The 16069-nt window shown below is 72.5% G+C and carries 11 protein-coding genes; 6 read left to right on the top strand and 5 right to left on the bottom strand.

Going from position 1 to position 16069, the window contains the following annotated elements; all coding sequences use genetic code 11:
* Positions 1-6 precede the first annotated feature (6 nt).
* The gene (gene scpA / locus HN031_RS12180) at positions 7-2166 is read right to left on the bottom strand and encodes a methylmalonyl-CoA mutase (protein ID WP_172270217.1); all 2160 of its coding nucleotides are present in this window, start codon (positions 2164-2166) and stop codon (positions 7-9) included.
* A complete protein-coding gene (locus HN031_RS12175) occupies positions 2163-3962 on the bottom strand; it encodes a methylmalonyl-CoA mutase family protein (RefSeq protein WP_172270215.1) in 1800 nt (599 codons plus the stop codon). Before HN031_RS12175 ends, scpA begins: the two co-directional genes overlap by 4 nt.
* Before the next feature lie 141 nt (positions 3963-4103).
* On the opposite strand from HN031_RS12175, the gene HN031_RS12170 reads away from it, so the two are divergent.
* The 5 genes from HN031_RS12170 to HN031_RS12150 all read left to right on the top strand — a co-directional run bounded on the left by HN031_RS12170 (position 4104) and on the right by HN031_RS12150 (position 11624).
* Entirely contained in the window at positions 4104-5327 is a 1224-nt protein-coding gene (locus HN031_RS12170) for a hypothetical protein (protein ID WP_172270213.1), read from the top strand.
* 10 nt (positions 5328-5337) lie between these two features.
* Complete coding sequence (locus HN031_RS12165; RefSeq protein WP_172270211.1) at positions 5338-8475, top strand: DUF3604 domain-containing protein; 3138 nt, start codon at positions 5338-5340, stop codon at positions 8473-8475.
* 117 nt (positions 8476-8592) lie between these two features.
* Entirely contained in the window at positions 8593-10137 is a 1545-nt protein-coding gene (locus HN031_RS12160; RefSeq protein ID WP_172270209.1) for a BCCT family transporter, read from the top strand.
* A complete protein-coding gene (locus HN031_RS12155; RefSeq protein WP_172270207.1) occupies positions 10134-11075 on the top strand; it encodes a glycine betaine ABC transporter substrate-binding protein in 942 nt (313 codons plus the stop codon). The genes HN031_RS12160 and HN031_RS12155 overlap by 4 nt, the downstream gene beginning before the upstream one ends.
* A gap of 45 nt (positions 11076-11120) precedes the next feature.
* Positions 11121-11624, top strand: coding sequence for an Hsp20/alpha crystallin family protein (locus HN031_RS12150; RefSeq protein ID WP_172270205.1), 504 nt, complete (start codon positions 11121-11123; stop codon positions 11622-11624).
* A 15-nt stretch (positions 11625-11639) separates the two neighbouring features.
* On the opposite strand, the gene HN031_RS12145 is transcribed toward HN031_RS12150, so the two are convergent.
* From HN031_RS12145 to HN031_RS12135, 3 genes are read right to left on the bottom strand one after another with little or no spacing between them, the layout of a single operon-like run.
* Positions 11640-12416 (bottom strand): succinate dehydrogenase/fumarate reductase iron-sulfur subunit, encoded by a 777-nt coding sequence (locus tag HN031_RS12145; protein WP_172270203.1) that lies wholly within the window; start codon positions 12414-12416, stop codon positions 11640-11642.
* A gap of 10 nt (positions 12417-12426) precedes the next feature.
* Entirely contained in the window at positions 12427-14307 is a 1881-nt protein-coding gene (locus HN031_RS12140; protein ID WP_253943060.1) for a fumarate reductase/succinate dehydrogenase flavoprotein subunit, read from the bottom strand.
* Position 14308: 1 nt separating this feature from the next.
* Positions 14309-15130: a hypothetical protein gene (locus HN031_RS12135; protein WP_172270201.1), complete on the bottom strand. Its 822-nt coding sequence runs from the start codon at positions 15128-15130 to the stop codon at positions 14309-14311.
* A gap of 146 nt (positions 15131-15276) precedes the next feature.
* Between HN031_RS12135 and HN031_RS12130 the strand changes: the two genes are divergently transcribed.
* Positions 15277-16005, top strand: coding sequence for a succinate dehydrogenase cytochrome b subunit (locus HN031_RS12130; RefSeq protein WP_322921254.1), 729 nt, complete (start codon positions 15277-15279; stop codon positions 16003-16005).
* Positions 16006-16069 lie beyond the last annotated feature (64 nt).

Genomic DNA, 16069 nt, shown 5'->3' with positions numbered 1-16069 from the left:
ACGGCCTCACGCGGAGCGCAGCCGGGCCAGCAGGTCGAGCGCGGACTCGGCGATCACGGTCCCGGGCAGGAACACCGCGGCGGCGCCCATCTCCTTCAGGGTCTCGACGTCGTCGGGCGGGATCACGCCGCCGATGACGATCATGACGTCCGGGCGGCCCTGGTCCGCGAGCGCCTGCTTGAGCGCCGGCAGCAGCGTGAGGTGGCCGGCCGCCAGCGAGGACACCCCGACGATGTGGACGTCGGCGTCCACCGCCTGCTGCGCGACCTCCTCCGGCGTGGAGAACAGCGGCCCCACGTCGACGTCGAAGCCGAGGTCGGCGAAGGCCGTGACGACCACCTTCTGGCCGCGGTCGTGGCCGTCCTGGCCCATCTTCGCGACGAGGATGCGCGGGCGCCGCCCCTCCTCGACCTCGAACTCCTCGGTCGCGGCGAGCACCTCGGCGACCCGGGAGCCGGCTGCGGTGCCTGCCTCGTCGCGGTACACGCCGCTGATCGTACGGATCACGGCCTGGTGGCGGCCGTAGACCTTCTCCAGCGCGTCGGAGATCTCCCCCACCGTGGCCTTCGCGCGCGCCGCGTCGACGGCGAGCGCGAGCAGGTTGCCCTCGAGGGACCCGCCGCCGACCGGTCCGCGCTCGGCCGACGCGGTCAGCGCGTCCAGCGCCCGGCGTACGTCGTCGTCGTCGCGCTCGGCCCGCAGCCGCTCCAGCTTGGCCACCTGCTGGCGGTAGACGTCGTCGTTGTCGACGCGCAGGACGTCGAGCCGGTCCTCGACCGGGAGCCGGAAGGTGTTGACGCCGATGACCTTCTGGGCGCCGGAGTCGATGCGCGCCTGGGTGCGCGCGGCCGCCTCCTCGATGCGCATCTTGGGGATGCCCTGCTCGATCGCGGCCGCCATGCCACCGGCGCGCTCGGCCTCGAGGATGTGGGCCCACGCCCGCTCGGCGAGGTCGTGGGTGAGCTTCTCGACGTAGTAGGAGCCGGCCCACGGGTCGATGACCTGCGTGGTGCCCGACTCCTGCTGCAGCAGGAGCTGGGTGTTGCGGGCGATGCGCGCGGAGAAGTCGGTCGGCAGCGCGATCGCCTCGTCGAGGGCGTTGGTGTGCAGCGACTGCGTGTGGCCCTGCGTGGCGGCCATCGCCTCGATGCAGGTGCGCCCGACGTTGTTGAAGACGTCCTGCGCGGTCAGGGACCAGCCCGACGTCTGGCTGTGGGTGCGCAATGAGCGCGACTTCGGGTTCTGCGGCTCGAAGTCGTCGACGAGCCGCGCCCACAGGGCCCGGGCCGCGCGCATCTTGGCGACCTCCATGAAGAAGTTCATCCCGATCGCCCAGAAGAACGACAGCCGCGGCGCGAACTGGTCGATCGTCATGCCGGTCCCGAGGCCGGCACGGATGTACTCCACGCCGTCGGCGAGGGTGTAGGCCAGCTCCAGGTCGGCCGTCGCCCCGGCCTCCTGGATGTGGTAGCCGGAGATCGAGATGGAGTTGAAGCGCGGCATCCGCTGCGAGGTGTAGGCGAAGATGTCGCTGATGATCCGCATGCTCGGCGCCGGCGGGTAGATGTAGGTGTTGCGGACCATGAACTCCTTGAGGATGTCGTTCTGGATGGTCCCGGCCAGCTGCTCCGGCGCGACCCCCTGCTCCTCCGCCGCGGCGATGTAGAGCGCGAGCACCGGCAGCACCGCGCCGTTCATCGTCATCGACACCGACATCTCGTCGAGCGGGATGCCGTCGAAGAGGGTGCGGGTGTCGTAGATCGAGTCGATGGCCACGCCGGCCATCCCGACGTCGCCGCGCACCCGCGGGTGGTCGGAGTCGTAGCCGCGGTGGGTGGCGAGGTCGAAGGCGACGCTCAGGCCCTTCTGGCCCGCCGCGAGGTTGCGCCGGTAGAACGCGTTGGACTCCTCGGCGGTGGAGAACCCGGCGTACTGCCGGATCGTCCACGGCTGCGTCGTGTACATCGTCGGGTAGGGACCTCGCAGGAAGGGCGCCAGCCCGGGCCACGTGTCCAGCCCGTCGAGGCCCTCGAGGTGCTCGGGCCCGTAGACCGGCAGGATGTCGATCCCCTCGGGGCTCGTCCAGGGCTGCTGGTCGCCGGGCGACGCGCCGGTCGACGCACGGCCCGCGAGGGGCACCTCGGCGAAGTTGTCGGGAATGCTCATCGGGCGAGCTCCTCTCTCACGCGGGCCAGGAACCCCAGCGCATCGACCCCCACGGCGCACGAGTCGTCGACGTCGGTCACCGTCCGCTCCCCCGGCCGGCCCGCCAGCACGACGTACGACGCCCCTGCCGCGCGCAGGGCGGCGACGAGGTCGGCGCCCCACTCGGCATACGCCGCATCGGTGCCGGCCAGGCAGACGACCCGCTGGCCGGCGTGGGCGGCGAGCACCGACGCGGCGTCGGACGTGGCACCGGCCGCCTCGACGGCGACGCCGCCGGCGGCGAGCAGGTTGGTCGCGAAGGTGGCGCGGGCGGTGTGGGCTGCGACCGGCCCCATGGTGGCGAGGAAGACGGGACGGTCGGCGGGCGCGGCGCGCATGTCCTCGTAGGCCGAGGCGTAGCGGATTCCGGCCCGGCCGAAGGGCGCCCGCTCGGGCAGCACCTCTCCGAGGTGGGGGAACTCCGAGATGCCGGTCAGCGGCCGCGAGCGGTCGGCGATGCCCGCGTCGCGGGCGTCGCGGACGGCGCGCACGCGCTCCTTCACCCCGGCGGCGGCCTGCTCGCCGAAGCCGCCGTCGGCCTCGATGCGGCCCAGCTCGGCCCAGCCCGCGACGGCGAGGTCGTCGGTGAGCCTCTCCACGGCGTACGAGCCCCCGGCGGGGTCGGCGACGGCGGCGACGTGCGACTCCTCGATGAGCAGCGAGGAGGTGTTGCGGGCGATGCGGCGACCGAACGCGTCGGGCAGGCCGAGGCGCTCGTCGAACGGGACGACGGTGACGGCGTCGGCGCCGCCCACGCCGGCCGCGAAGGCGGCCACCGTGGCGCGGAGCATGTTGACCCAGGGGTCGAACCGGCTCATCATCGCCCGGCTGGTGACGGCGTGCTGGCGCTGCGGGACGTCGGACCCGGCGCTCGCCTCGAGCACCCGCGCCCACAGCCGGCGCGCGGCGCGGAGCTTGGCGATCGTGGGGAGCTGTTCGTCGGTGGCGGCGTAGCGGAACTCGATCAGCCCCGCGGCCTCGTCGACGGTGAGGCCGGCGTCGGTGAGCAGGCGCAGGTAGTGGACCCCCACGGCCGTCGTCCAGCCGAGCTCCTGGGCGTCGCTGGCGCCGCGGTCGTGGAGGGCGGTGCCGTCGACCACGGCGCCGAGGACCCCGAGGCCCTGCGCTCGGCGGACGGTGGCGACGAAGGTGTCGGCGACGGTCGAGCCGTCGTCCCCGACCCGCTCGCCGAACGCCAGCGCGGTGGCCGGGTCGGCCGACAGGTTGTTGGCCGGGTGCGGGTCGCCCGCGACCTGATCGAGGAGCCGGGCCAGCGCCTCGGACTGCTCGGCGTCCGGGCGGTCCAGGGTGACCGGCGCCAGGTCGAGCAGCACGCCCCGCAGCGCGGTGGGCAGGTCGACCGTCCGGGACAGATCGAGGTGGAGCGAGGTCGCACCGTTGTCGAGGTCGACGAGGGCCGCCTCGTTGATCGCCGCGGCGTCGTCGCCGACCAGCGACGTCCGCACGTCCCAGGCGCCGGTCCGCTGCGGACGACCGCTCGTGGTGAGGCGCTCGAGGTCGGCGGGCCGGCCGATCGGGGCGACCTCGATGCCGTCGAGGGTGGTGTGCGCGAGGGCGGCCCACACGTCGGAGTCGGGCGCGTCGTCGCCCAGGCGCCGGGCCTTGCGCAGCACCGCGGCGGTGGCCGCCTCCCAGGCCGCGACGTCGTAGGTGTCGTCGTCCCCCACGAGCCGGAGCGTGCCCTCCGCGGGCTGCAGCTCCTCGGGCTCGTCCAGTCCACCCTCGAGGTCGGTCATGGTCCGCAGGATAGGACGAGCCTCACGCCGCGGACACCGGCCGGCCTGTGGGATGGGTCTCACGGGCCTCCGCAGGCTCCCGGGCGGGCCGGGACTGCAGACCCATGCCCCAGGTGCCGCGCCGTTCCTAGCGTCACCGCCATGACCGACGTCCACCTCCACGTAGGGCTGGCCAAGACCGGCACGACGACCATCCAGGCGGCGCTCGAGGCCGGCGCCGGGAGGCTGGCCGCAGAGGGGGTGCTCTTCCCCGGTGGCAGCCACCGCGCGCAGCGGCTGGCGGCCTACGACCTGGTCGGCCAGCGGGTGCACGGCGAGGAGCGCGGCCAGGTCCCGGGGGCGCTGCGCCGCCTGCTCGCCGAGGTGACGGCGTACGACGGCGCGCGCGTGGTCGTGTCGGAGGAGGAGCTGTCGCTGGCCCGCCCGCGACAGGCGCGGCGCCTCGTGCGGGCCCTCGGCGACCACCGGGTCTTCGTCGTGGTGGGGGTGCGCGACGTCGCGCGCACCGTGGTGTCGTCGTGGCAGCAGACGGTCGTCAACGGCGGGTGCGTCACGTGGCACGACTTCGTCTCGAGCGTGCGCGGCGAGCCGGGCGCACCGCCGAGCGAGGGCCTGTCCTTCTGGTACCGGCACGACGTGCGCCGGGTGGTGGACGCGTGGGCCACGGCGGTGCCGCCCGAGCGCATCCGTCTGGTGACGGTGCCGCCGCCGGGAGCCGGGCCGACGACCCTGCTCGACCGCTTCGGCCGGGCCACCGGCCTGCCCGACGGCTGGGCCGGCACCCTCCCTGCGGCGCGCAACGTCTCCCTCGGCGCGGCCGAGCTCGAGGCGGTGCGGCGGCTCAACGAGTCGGTCGCGGGAGCGCTCACCACCAGCCAGCACCGGTTCGTGGTGGAGGCGGGCATCCGTGCGCGGCTGGCCGGGGCGGCCGGTCGCCCGCCGGAGCTGCCGGCCGAGCACCGGGCGTGGGCGCGGGCGTACGGCGAGGGCGTGGTGGCCGACCTGGCGCGCCGCGGCCTCACGGTCCACGGGGACCTCGCCGACCTCGTGCCGGCGCTCGAGGGCGGGACCGGTCCCGCGCTCGACCAGGTGGCCGACGAGGAGCTGCTGGCCGCCACGCAGGCGGCGCTCGTGTCGCTCGCCCTCGACCACGGGCGGCTCTTCCGCCGCTACCGGCGGGCCTTCCGGCAGGCGGAGGGACGCCTCCCCGGGGTGGCCGAGGTGCTGGGCAGCGGGGCGCGGGCCGGCGGCTTCCACGTCCGCAAGTGGGTGCTGCACCGGGCCGACCACCACCCGCTGGTCGCGCGCGCCTCGCGCGCCTACGTCGGGCGCACGTCCGGCCACAGGGGGGCCGGACAGGGCTAGGTTGTGCGGCATGCACGACCACGCGCACGGGCACGGTCACTCCCACGCGCACGTCTGCGGCGGCCCCGACCACCACCGGGGCGACTACACGCCGCAGCAGCGCGCCGACCTCGACCTGGTGCTGGCGTTCAACCGCCGCATGTCGGAGGCGATCAACTCGCGTCTCGACGTCCGCGCGGTCGAGGAGGTGCTCGACCCCGACCCGCTGCGGTTCATGTGGGTGGACGAGGGCAAGGGCCGGGTGGCCGAGATGATGGCGCACGCCCACGCCGTGCTGGACCAGGCGCCGCGCCACGACGGGCACGCCCGCGCCGGCGCGGACCCGGTCGCCGGCGCGAGCAACGCCGCTCGCCCGACCGTGGCCGTCGGCCCCGACGGCACGAGGCTCGTCGCCTGGACCGAGTGGGTCCCCGAGCGCGGCGAGCTCGTCCGGGCCGCGCTCGGCGACCAGGTCGACGCCGGCGAGTCGGTCGTCGTCTCGGGCGAGGTCGCCGACGTCCACCGGCCGACCGCCGCGATCACGACCGGCGGCGTCGCGTGGGTGCTCTTCGGGCGCAGCGACGACGGCGACGTCGCGATCTGGGGCACCCGCTGGACCGGCACGGGCTGGTCGGACGCCGAGCCGGTCAGCGACGGCGGGCACCCGGCGTTCAACCAGGAGGCCGTGGCGCTCCCGGACGGCGGGCTCGAGGTCTGCTGGCAGGCCCGCCACGAGGACCGCTTCGCGATCTTCACGCGTCGCTGGACGCCGCTCGGCGGCTGGGGCGACACCGTCCGGGTCAGCAGCGGGGTCGAGGCCAACGTCTGGGACCCGAGCGTCACCGCCTTCGCCGACGGCGCGACGGCCTACGCCTGGTCCGAGTACGCCGACGGCGCCTACCGCGTCGTGGTGCGGCGGCGCACGCCCGACGGCGAGCTGGGCGAGCCGCAGGACCTGACGTCCGGGTCCGACTACGCGCTGCACCCCCACCTCGCGGTCACCCGCGACCAGCAGCTGTGGTGTGCCTTCGACCTGATCACCGTCGTCGGCCACGGCGGCAGTGGACCCACCAAGCTGCGCCCGGTCGCGGACGTCGGCGCCGACCCCGCGGTGGTGGACGGGGTGCGGCCCGGCAGCGAGAACGTTCCGCCCGAGCTGCTGCCCGACGTCTCGGCGTCGATCCGGGTCGTGGCCGTGACGGACCACGGGTTCCTCGACGCCCCCGGTGACCTCGCCCCGACCCTCGACGTGGTGCCGGCCGGGCTCCCCAAGCTGGTCGCGACCGAGGACGGTGGGCTGGTCGTGGCCTACCGCATCCACCGGCGGCTGCCCCTGATGACCTACTACTGGGAGATCGCCGCCCAGGCGCTCGGACCCGGTGGGTGGCTCCCGCCGACGACCTTCAGCGGCACCGACGGGACGCTCGAGGAGGTCTCCGTGGCGGCGGGCCCGGACTCGCAGGTGGTCGTCGCCGCCCAGACCGACTCCCGGCTGCAAGTGGCCCTCGACTGGACGGAGGGGTTCGGCGGACGCGAGTGCCCCTACCTCCACGACCACCACGGCGCCGTCGTGTGGCACGGGGTGCACGGCATCGGCACCGTCGTCCTCGCGCGGACCGCGTCGGCCGGTGTCGCGATGGCACCGCCCACGGCCGGCGCACGGACGAGCCGCGTCCACGCCGGCGACCGTCCGGACGCCCGGCGCTGGGCGGAGCCCGCCGCGCGCGACGGGCGCCGCGAGCGCTACACCGTCACGAGCGGCGAGCGCACCTACCAGCTCTACTGGGGCGACCTGCACCGGCACTCGCTCGTCAGCCGGTGCACCGCCGGCGACGAGCCGTCGCTCGAGGACTTCTACCGCTACGCGTGGGACGTGTGCGAGTACGACTTCTGGGCCGTGACCGACCACTCCGAGAACTCCTCGGACCACCAGTGGTGGTCGATCCAGAAGATCGCCGACCTCTTCAAGGTCGACGACCGGTTCGTCCCGCTCTACGGCTTCGAGTGGACCTCGGCCGACAGCGGCCACCAGAACGTCATCTTCGGCGACGTCCCCCGCGGCGCGCCGATCTTCTCGGCGTTCGCCGAGGGCACCACCGACCCGGCCGGGCTGTGGGAGCAGATGGCCCAGCACCCCGACTTCCCGGCGATCACCATCCCCCACCACCCGGGGTCGGCGATGGTCTACAACGACTGGGACTACCACCACCCCGACTACAGCCGGCTCGTCGAGATCTTCCAGGCGTGCCGCGGCAACTACGAGGCGCTGGGGGCGTTCCGGCAGTACAGCGACGCGACCCAGGAGGGCACGTTCGTCCTCGACGGTCTCCAGCGCGGGCACCGCTTCGGGTTCATCGCCTCCTCCGACCACGGCCACGGCGCCAGCTATGTCGGCGCGTTCGCGTCCTCGCTGGACCGTGCCTCGGTGTTCGAGTCGCTGCACGCACGCCGCACCTTCGCGGCGACGACCCGCGACCTGCTGCTCGACGTACGTGTCGGCGAGGCGCTGATGGGCGAGGCCGTGGTCCTCGACGGCCCGGCCACCGTCACCGTCCACGCCGAGGGCTACGCCGAGCTCGCCCGCGTCGACATCCTGCGCGACGGCGTCGTGGTCCACGCCACCGCGTCCGGCCACGACGTGCCGGACGGCGAGGTGAGCGTCCCGGTGCGCGTCGAGTGGGGCGGGAGCGACCGGACCACCGCGTGGGACGGGACGCTGAGCGTCAGCGGCGCCCGCGTCGTGCAGACACCGTTCTGGAGCCCCGAGGTCGTCGAGGTCGACGAGGCGTCGGTCCGCTGGGCGTGCACGACGGCCAGCTTCGGCGAGCCCTACGGCTCGCAGCGCGGCGGGATCGAGCTGACCGTGGTCGGTCCGCGAGACGCCACGGTGGGCGTCCGCGTCGGCGAGCGGACCACCGAGGTGACCCTCGGCGAGCTGCTCGACCACCCGGTCCACGAGGTCCCCGGCGGCGACGGCAACGGTCACCTGCGCCTGCAGCCCGGGATCGGCGGCCTGTCCGGCCTGGGCACCACGTCGCTCGACCTCACCTGGACCGATCCCGAGCCACCGGGCGGCGGCTCGCGGTTCTACTACGCCCGCGTCTTCCAGGTCGACGGGGAGGTCGCGTGGTCCTCGCCCATCTGGGTGGATCCCGCTCCCGCACCTTGAGTAAGTCGATCCAGGAGCAAGACAACGCATTGACAGGCGGATCGCCCGCCACCATGGTGGACCGATCCTCCGGGTGAAACCGTCGCCCGCGCGTCCTCGGGAGACCATGTGAAGCGGATGCTCAAGGACGTCGACCCGATCGTCTTCTGGGGGTCGGCGGCCCTGATCGCCGCCTTCGTCGCCTGGGGGCTCCTCGGTCCGACCAGTCTCGCGACCGTCATGGGCAGCTCGTTGGGCTGGGTGATCGGCAACTTCGGCTGGGTGTTCGTGCTGATCGCGTTCTCCGTGCTGGCGCTGTGCATCTTCCTCGTCATCCACCCGTGGGGTCGGCTGCGGCTCGGCCCCGACGACTCGCGGCCCGACTTCGGCACGTTCTCGTGGGTGTCGATGATGTTCGCCGCCGGCCTCGGCGCCGGGCTGCTCTTCTACGGCATCGCCGAGCCCGTGTCGCACTGGTCGTCCCCGCCGCACGGCCTCGCCGAGCCGGAGTCGGAGGCCGCCGCGCTCGTCGCGCTGCGCTACACCTACTTCCACTGGGGCTTCAACGGCTGGGCGATGTACGCCGTCATGGGCGGGGCGATGGCCTACTTCAGCTTCCGCAAGGGGCTGCCCGTGCTGGTCAGCTCGACCTTCACCCCGGTCCTCGGGCCGGACGCCTCCACCAAGCCGCTCGGCCGGCTCGTCGACGCCCTGGCCATCGTCGCCACCCTCTTCGGCACCGCCACCGCGCTGGGCCTCAACGGGCTCCAGCTCAACAGCGGCCTCAACTACCTGCTCGACGTGCCCAAGTCCGACGCCGTCGCGGTCACGATCATCGTCGTGGTGACCCTCCTCTTCGTGGTCTCGGCGACCTCCGGCGTCGAGAAGGGCATCAACTTCCTGGCCAACCTCGGCGCCTTCGCCACCATCGGCCTGTTCGTGTTCTTCCTCGTCGTCGGCGGCTCGACGGTCCTGGTCATCTCGCAGGGCATCGAGTCGATCGGCAACTACGTCCTGCAGGTGCTGCCGATGTCGCTGCAGACCGGGGTCGGGGACGAGCAGTGGATGGCGGGCTGGACGATCTTCTACTGGGCCTGGTGGGTCTCGTGGGCACCGTTCGTCGGGATGTTCGTCGCCCGCATCTCGCGGGGCCGCACCATCCGCGAGTTCATCGTCGGCGTGGTGGCCGCGCCCACCGGCTTCGGCTTCCTGTGGTTCGCGGTGGTCGGCGGCACCGGCATCGAGCTGCAGCGCAGCGGCCGGGCCGACATCGTCGGCTCGCTCTCCACACCCGAGCTGGTGCTGTTCACCGCGCTCGACGTGCTCCCGCTCCCGGTCCTCAGCAGCGCGCTCTGCGTCGTGCTCATCGCGCTGTTCTTCATCAGCGGCGCCGACGCCGCCTCGGTCGTGATGGCCACGATGGCCTCGCGCGGCTCGCTGCGGCCCTCCAAGTTCGTGGTGATCGTGCTCGGCCTGCTCATGGGCGGCATCGCCTGCGCCATGCTGCTGGTCGGCGGCCTGACGGCGCTGCAACAGGCGGCCGTGTTGGGTTCGGTGCCGTTCACGTTCGTGCTCGTGGGCGTCGCCTGGTGCTGGATCAAGGCACTCCGCGAGGAGACCGCCGGCGGCGCGACACCCGCTGTGGTCGTGAAGGAGCGCGCGGGCACGGGCGGCGCCCCGTGAGCCGCGCGACGAGGTCCGCCCTCGTCCTGGCCGCGCTGGCGCTCGTCGCTGCGTGCGGCGAGCCCAACACCGAGCGCGACGCGTCCCAGCAGCCGCAGGGAGCGACCCTGCGCGTGACGATCGGGACCCAAGCCTTCCCCGAGGCCCTGGTCCTCGGCGAGCTGTGGCGGCAGGCGCTCGCCGTCAACGGCTACACCGTCGACCTCCGCAAGGCCGTCGGCCCGGCGGAGGACCTCGACCAGGCGCTGCGCGACGGCGACATCGACGGCTACGTCGCCTACACCGGCACCGTGCTCTCCATCGTCGCCGGACAGGAGGTCTCCGGCCTCGACCCCGAGCAGACCTACGACGCCGTGGAGGACTACTACGACGACCAGGACATGGAGGTCAGCGAGCCGACGCCGTTCGAGAACAAGGACGCCATCGCCGTCGCCGACGCCTTCGCCGAGGACAACGGGCTGACCTCGATCGCCGACCTCGCCGACCTGGCCGCCGGCGACGGGGTGAGGCTCGGGGCGCGGCCCGAGTTCGAGGACCTCTACCTCGGCCTCGAGGGACTGCGTGAGGTCTACGGGCTCGAGGACGTCGAGTTCACGCCGGTGGAGCTCGGCGAGCAGTACGCCCTGCTCGACGACGGCGAGGTCGACGCGGTCGACGCCTTCACCACCGACCCGCAGCTGCGCGGTGGCGGCTTCACGCTGCTGGAGGACCCCGAGCTGCTCTTCGGCTCGCAGAACGTCGTGATGGTCGTCGACGAGGGCAAGCTCGACTCCATCGACTCCGACGCCTTCATGGACGTCATCGACACCGTCAACGCCCAGCTCACCGAGGACGCGATGGTGGACATGAACGCCGAGGTGACCGACGGCCGCGGCGAGGCGGACGTGGCCCGCTCGTTCCTGCGCCGTGTCGGCCTGATGACCCCGCTGCGCGGCTGACACCCGTCCCCCACGATCCCCCGCCACCACACCCAGGAGCCACCGATGCCCGACCGCCGCAACCCGTTCGAGGGCGTGACCGACTTCGTCAGCGAGCTCTCCCGGCTGCGCTCGCTGGGCGTGCACGGGGCGCTGGAGTCCTCCGGCGACAACCCCGAGCGCACCCACGCCTCGGCCTGGGTGCCCAGCACCGACATCCTCGCCACGGGCGACGACCTGGTGATCCGCATCGAGCTCGCGGGCGTGGACCCCGCCGACGTCGACCTGCGGTTCAACCACGGCGTGCTGACCGTCTCCGGCGCGCGCCAGGCGGGAGAGGCCGAGCACGCCGAGGACGCGACGTTCCTGGTCCGCGAGCGCTACCACGGCGAGTTCCGGCGCGCGATCACGTTGCCGGACGACGTGACCCCGGAGCAGATCGAGGCGACGTTCGAGGACGGCCTGGTCACCATCGTCGTGCAGGGCGCCGCCACGGACCGCGACGGCAGCCGGATCGAGATCGCCCACCGCGGCGGCGCGAGGAAGTCCCGCCGGGTCCAGCCCTCCTGAGCCGCTGCTGACCGGCTAGACCTCGGTGCGGCCGTCGTCGTCGCGGTTGCGCAGGCCGATCTTGTTGCCGAGCCACACCAGCGGGTCGTACTTCCGGTCGACCACGCGCTCCTTCATCGGGATGATCCCGTTGTCGGTGATGTGGATCCCCTCGGGGCACACCTCGGTGCAGCACTTGGTGATGTTGCACATCCCCAGCCCGGCCGCGTCCTGCGCGAGCCTGCGACGGTCGTGGGTGTCGAGGGGGTGCATGTCGAGCTCGGCGTAGCGGATGAAGAAGCGCGGCCCGGCGAAGTGCTGCTTGTTGTCCTCGTGGTCGCGCACCACGTGGCACACGTCTTGGCACAGGTAGCACTCGATGCACTTGCGGAACTCCTGGCCCCGCTCGACGTCGACCTGCATCATCCGGCGCTTGCCGTCGGCGTCGCGCGGGCCGAGCTCGGCGTACGGCAGCTGCTTGGCCTTCTCGTAGTTGAACGACACGTCCGTGACCAGGTCGCGGATGACGGGGAACGTGCGCATCGGCGTGACCGTGATCGTCTCGGCCTGGTCGAAGTCCGAGAGGCGCGTCATGCACAGCAGCCGTGGGCGGCCGTTGACCTCGGCGCTGCACGAGCCGCACTTGCCGGCCTTGCAGTTCCAGCGGATCGCCAGGTCGCCGGTCTGGGTGGCCTGCAGGCGGTGCAGCGCGTCCAGCACCACCTCGCCGTCGGACACCTCGACGGTGTAGTCGGTGAGCTCGCCGCCCTCCGCGTCGCCGCGCCACACGCGCATCTTGAGGTCGTAGGCCATGTCCGTCCCCTCACGTGTCCTGGAAGAGCTGCTCGAGGTCGGCGGGCATCACCGGCAGCGCCTGCTCCGTGATGTCCACGCCGTCGCCGGACGCGTCGAGCGTGAGCACCAGGTTCTTGGCGCCCCACCCGGGGTCGGGCCCCGGGAAGTCGTCGCGGGTGTGCCCGCCCCGCGACTCCTGGCGGGCCAGCGCGGCCCGGGCGATGCACTCGCTGACGAGGAGCATGCTGCGCAGGTCGAGCGCGAGGTGCCACCCGGGGTTGTACTGGCGGTGGCCCTCGACCACCATCCGGGTCGCCCGCTCCTTGAGCTGCTCCAGCGCCTCGAGCGAGCGCTCGAGCTCCGGTGCGGTGCGGATGATCCCGACGAGGTCGTTCATCGACTGCTGGAGGTCCTGCTGGATCGTGTAGGGGTTCTCGGAGCCCCCCGACGCGTCGGCTGCGACGTCGAACGGCGCCAGCGCGCTCGCCTGCGCCTCCTTGACGTCCACCTCGTCGATCACCGGACGCGCGCCCTGCTGCCCGGAGGTGACGGCGTACGCCGCTGCGGCCTCGCCGGCCCGCTTGCCGAAGACGAGCAGGTCGGAGAGGGAGTTGCCGCCCAGCCGGTTGGAGCCGTGCATCCCGCCGGACACCTCGCCCGCGGCGTACAGCCCGGTCACGGCCGACTCCTGGGTGTCGGGGTCGACCTCGACGCCGCCCATGACGTAGTGGCAGGTCGGGCCGATCTCCATCGGCTCGGCGGTGATGTCGACGTCGGCCAGCTCCTTGAACTGGTGGTACATCGAGGGCAGCCGCTTGCGGATGTAGTCGGCGTCGCGGCGGCTGGCGATGTCGAGGAAGATGCCGCCGTGCGGTGAGCCGCGCCCGGCCTTGATCTCGGAGTTGATGGCCCGCGCCACCTCGTCACGGGGCAGGAGCTCCGGCGGCCGACGGTTGTTCTTCTTGTCGTCGTACCACCGGTCCGCCTCCTCCTCGGTGTCGGCGGTCTCCGCCCGGAAGTAGTCGGGGATGTAGTCGAACATGAAGCGCTCGCCCTCGGAGTTGCGCAGGATGCCGCCGTCGCCGCGCACCGACTCGGTGACGAGCAGGCCCTTCACCGACGGCGGCCACACCATGCCGGTCGGGTGGAACTGCACGAACTCCATGTTGATCAGGCTCGCCCCTGCCCGCAGCGCGAGGGCGTGGCCGTCGCCGGTGTACTCCCAGGAGTTGGACGTCACCTTGTAGGACTTGCCGATGCCGCCGGTCGCCAGGATCACGCTGGGCGCCTCGAAGGTGATGAAGCGGCCGGTCTCGCGCCAGTAGGCGAAGGCGCCCGCCACGCGGCCCTCCCGGTCGCCGGCCTCCTTGAGGACGTCGGTGACCGTGCACTCCATGAAGACGTCGATGCCGAGCTGCACGGTGCGCTGCTGGAGGGTGCGGATCAGCTCGAGCCCGGTGCGGTCACCGACGTGGGCCAGCCGGGCGTAGCGGTGGCCGCCGAAGTCGCGCTGGGAGATCAGCCCGTCCTCGGTGCGGTCGAACAGCGCGCCCCAGTCCTCGAGCTCGAGCACCCGCTCCGGCGCCTCCTGGGCGTGGAGCTGGGCCATCCGCCAGTTGTTGAGCATCTTGCCGCCGCGCATCGTGTCGCGGAAGTGGACCTTCCAGCTGTCCTCGGGCCACCGGTTGCCGAGCGCCGCGGCCGCGCCGCCCTCGGCCATCACGGTGTGGGCCTTGCCGAGCAGCGACTTGCAGACCACCGCCGTCCGGGCGCCGGCCTCCTGCGCGGCGATCGCAGCCCGCAGCCCGGCGCCGCCGGCACCGATCACCACGACGTCGTACGCGTGGCGCTCCATGCCGCCGCGGGCCTCGGGCGACATCTCGTTGCCGGTCATCTCGTGTCGGGTCATCTCAGAAGAACCTGATGTCCTGGATCGTGCCGGTGGCGAGCAGGAAGATGTAGAGGTCGACGAGGGCGACGGAGAACAGCGAGTACCACGCCCACCGGCCGTGGCTCTCGTTGAGCCGCGAGACCCAGGTCCACAGCCGGTAGCGGACGGGGTGCCTGGAGAAGTGGCGCAGCCGGCCGCCGACGATGTGGCGGCACGAGTGGCACGAGAGCGTGTAGAGCCAGATGAGCGCCACGTTGACGATCATCAGCAGCGTGCCGAGCCCCATGTGGACCCCGCTGGTCTCGCCGTCGCCCACGGCGTACTGCGCCGGCATCGGGCGGAAGGCCAGGACCGCGTCGAAGGTGAGGACCAGGCCGACGACCACGGCGGCATACCAGAACCAGCGGTGGACGTTCTGCAGGACCAGCGGGAAGCGGGTCTCGCCGGAGTACGACGCGTGCGGCTCCGCGACGCCGCACGCGGGCGGGCTCATCCAGAACGCGCGGTAGTAGGCCTTGCGGTAGTAGTAGCAGGTCATCCGGAAGCCGAGCGGGAAGACGAGGATGATCAGCGCCGCCGACAGCGGCCACCAGGCGAACGGCTGCCCGAAGTCGGACGCCCCCTCGACGCAGTCGCCGAGGCACGGCGAGTAGAACGGCGACAGGTAGGGCGAGGCGTAGTAGTCGCGTCCCATGAACGCGCGGACGCTGGCGTAGACGACGAAGGCCGAGAAGACCACGAACGTCGCGAGCGGCTGGAGCCACCACCGGTCCTGGCGCAGGGTCCGCGCCTCCACGTGCGCGCGGGTCGGACTCGTCACGCCGTGGTCGGTCGTTGCCATGCGTCCTCCAGACGGTCCGGGCGTGGGGTCCGGGCGATGGCTCCGACTATGGCGTGAGTCACACTCCAGCGGAAGTGGGCGCGCCCGGACGAACCTCACACTGCCTCGGCGCGGCCTCCGCGTGATCCGAGATATACGGTGAAGAGGTGGCAACCCAAATCAACGCCTCCCGCCCGTCCGGTCCCACCCTGGTGAAGGGCGCGCGGGCATCGCGCACCACCGTCGCGCTGAAGCTCGCCATGGCCGTCAGCGGCTTCCTGTTCGTGGGCTTCGTGCTCGCGCACATGTACGGCAACCTGAAGGCCTTCGGCGGTCACGACACGTTCAACGAGTACGCCCACCACCTGCGCGAGCTCGGCGAGCCGTTGCTGCCGCACGAGGGCGCGCTGTGGATCCTCCGGCTCGGCCTCATCATCTCGCTCGTCGTGCACGTCGTCACCGGCGTGCTGCTCTGGCGCCGCGCCGCCCGGGCCCGCACCACGAAGTACGCCGTGAAGAAGAACTCCGGCGTCACCCGCGCGAGCCTGATGATGCGCTGGGGCGGCGTCACCATCCTGGTGTTCCTGGTCTGGCACCTGCTGAACTTCACGATCGGCAAGGTCAACCCGCAGGGCGGGGCGACCAACGACCCCTACAACCTCATGGTCGACACCTTCGACGTGTGGTGGATGACCGTGATCTACCTCGTCGCGATGCTGGCGCTGGGCGCCCACCTGCACCACGGCATCTGGAGCGCCGCCCAGACCCTCGGCTGGACCGGCACCGCCGCCAAGCGCCGCCGGGCCAAGCAGGTCGGCTTCGTCACCGCACTCGTCATCTCGGGCGGCTACTCCCTCGTCCCGCTCGCCGTCCTCGCCGGCATCATCACCAAGTAAGGGGTCATCGCACGTGAGCCACGACATGGACATGCCCGACACCGTCACCGCGACCGAGGCCTCG

It is taken from the genome of Nocardioides sp. zg-1308, from assembly GCF_013155375.1.
GTDB lineage: Bacteria > Actinomycetota > Actinomycetes > Propionibacteriales > Nocardioidaceae > Nocardioides > Nocardioides renjunii.
This window is presented reverse-complemented; position numbering and strand designations above follow the sequence as displayed.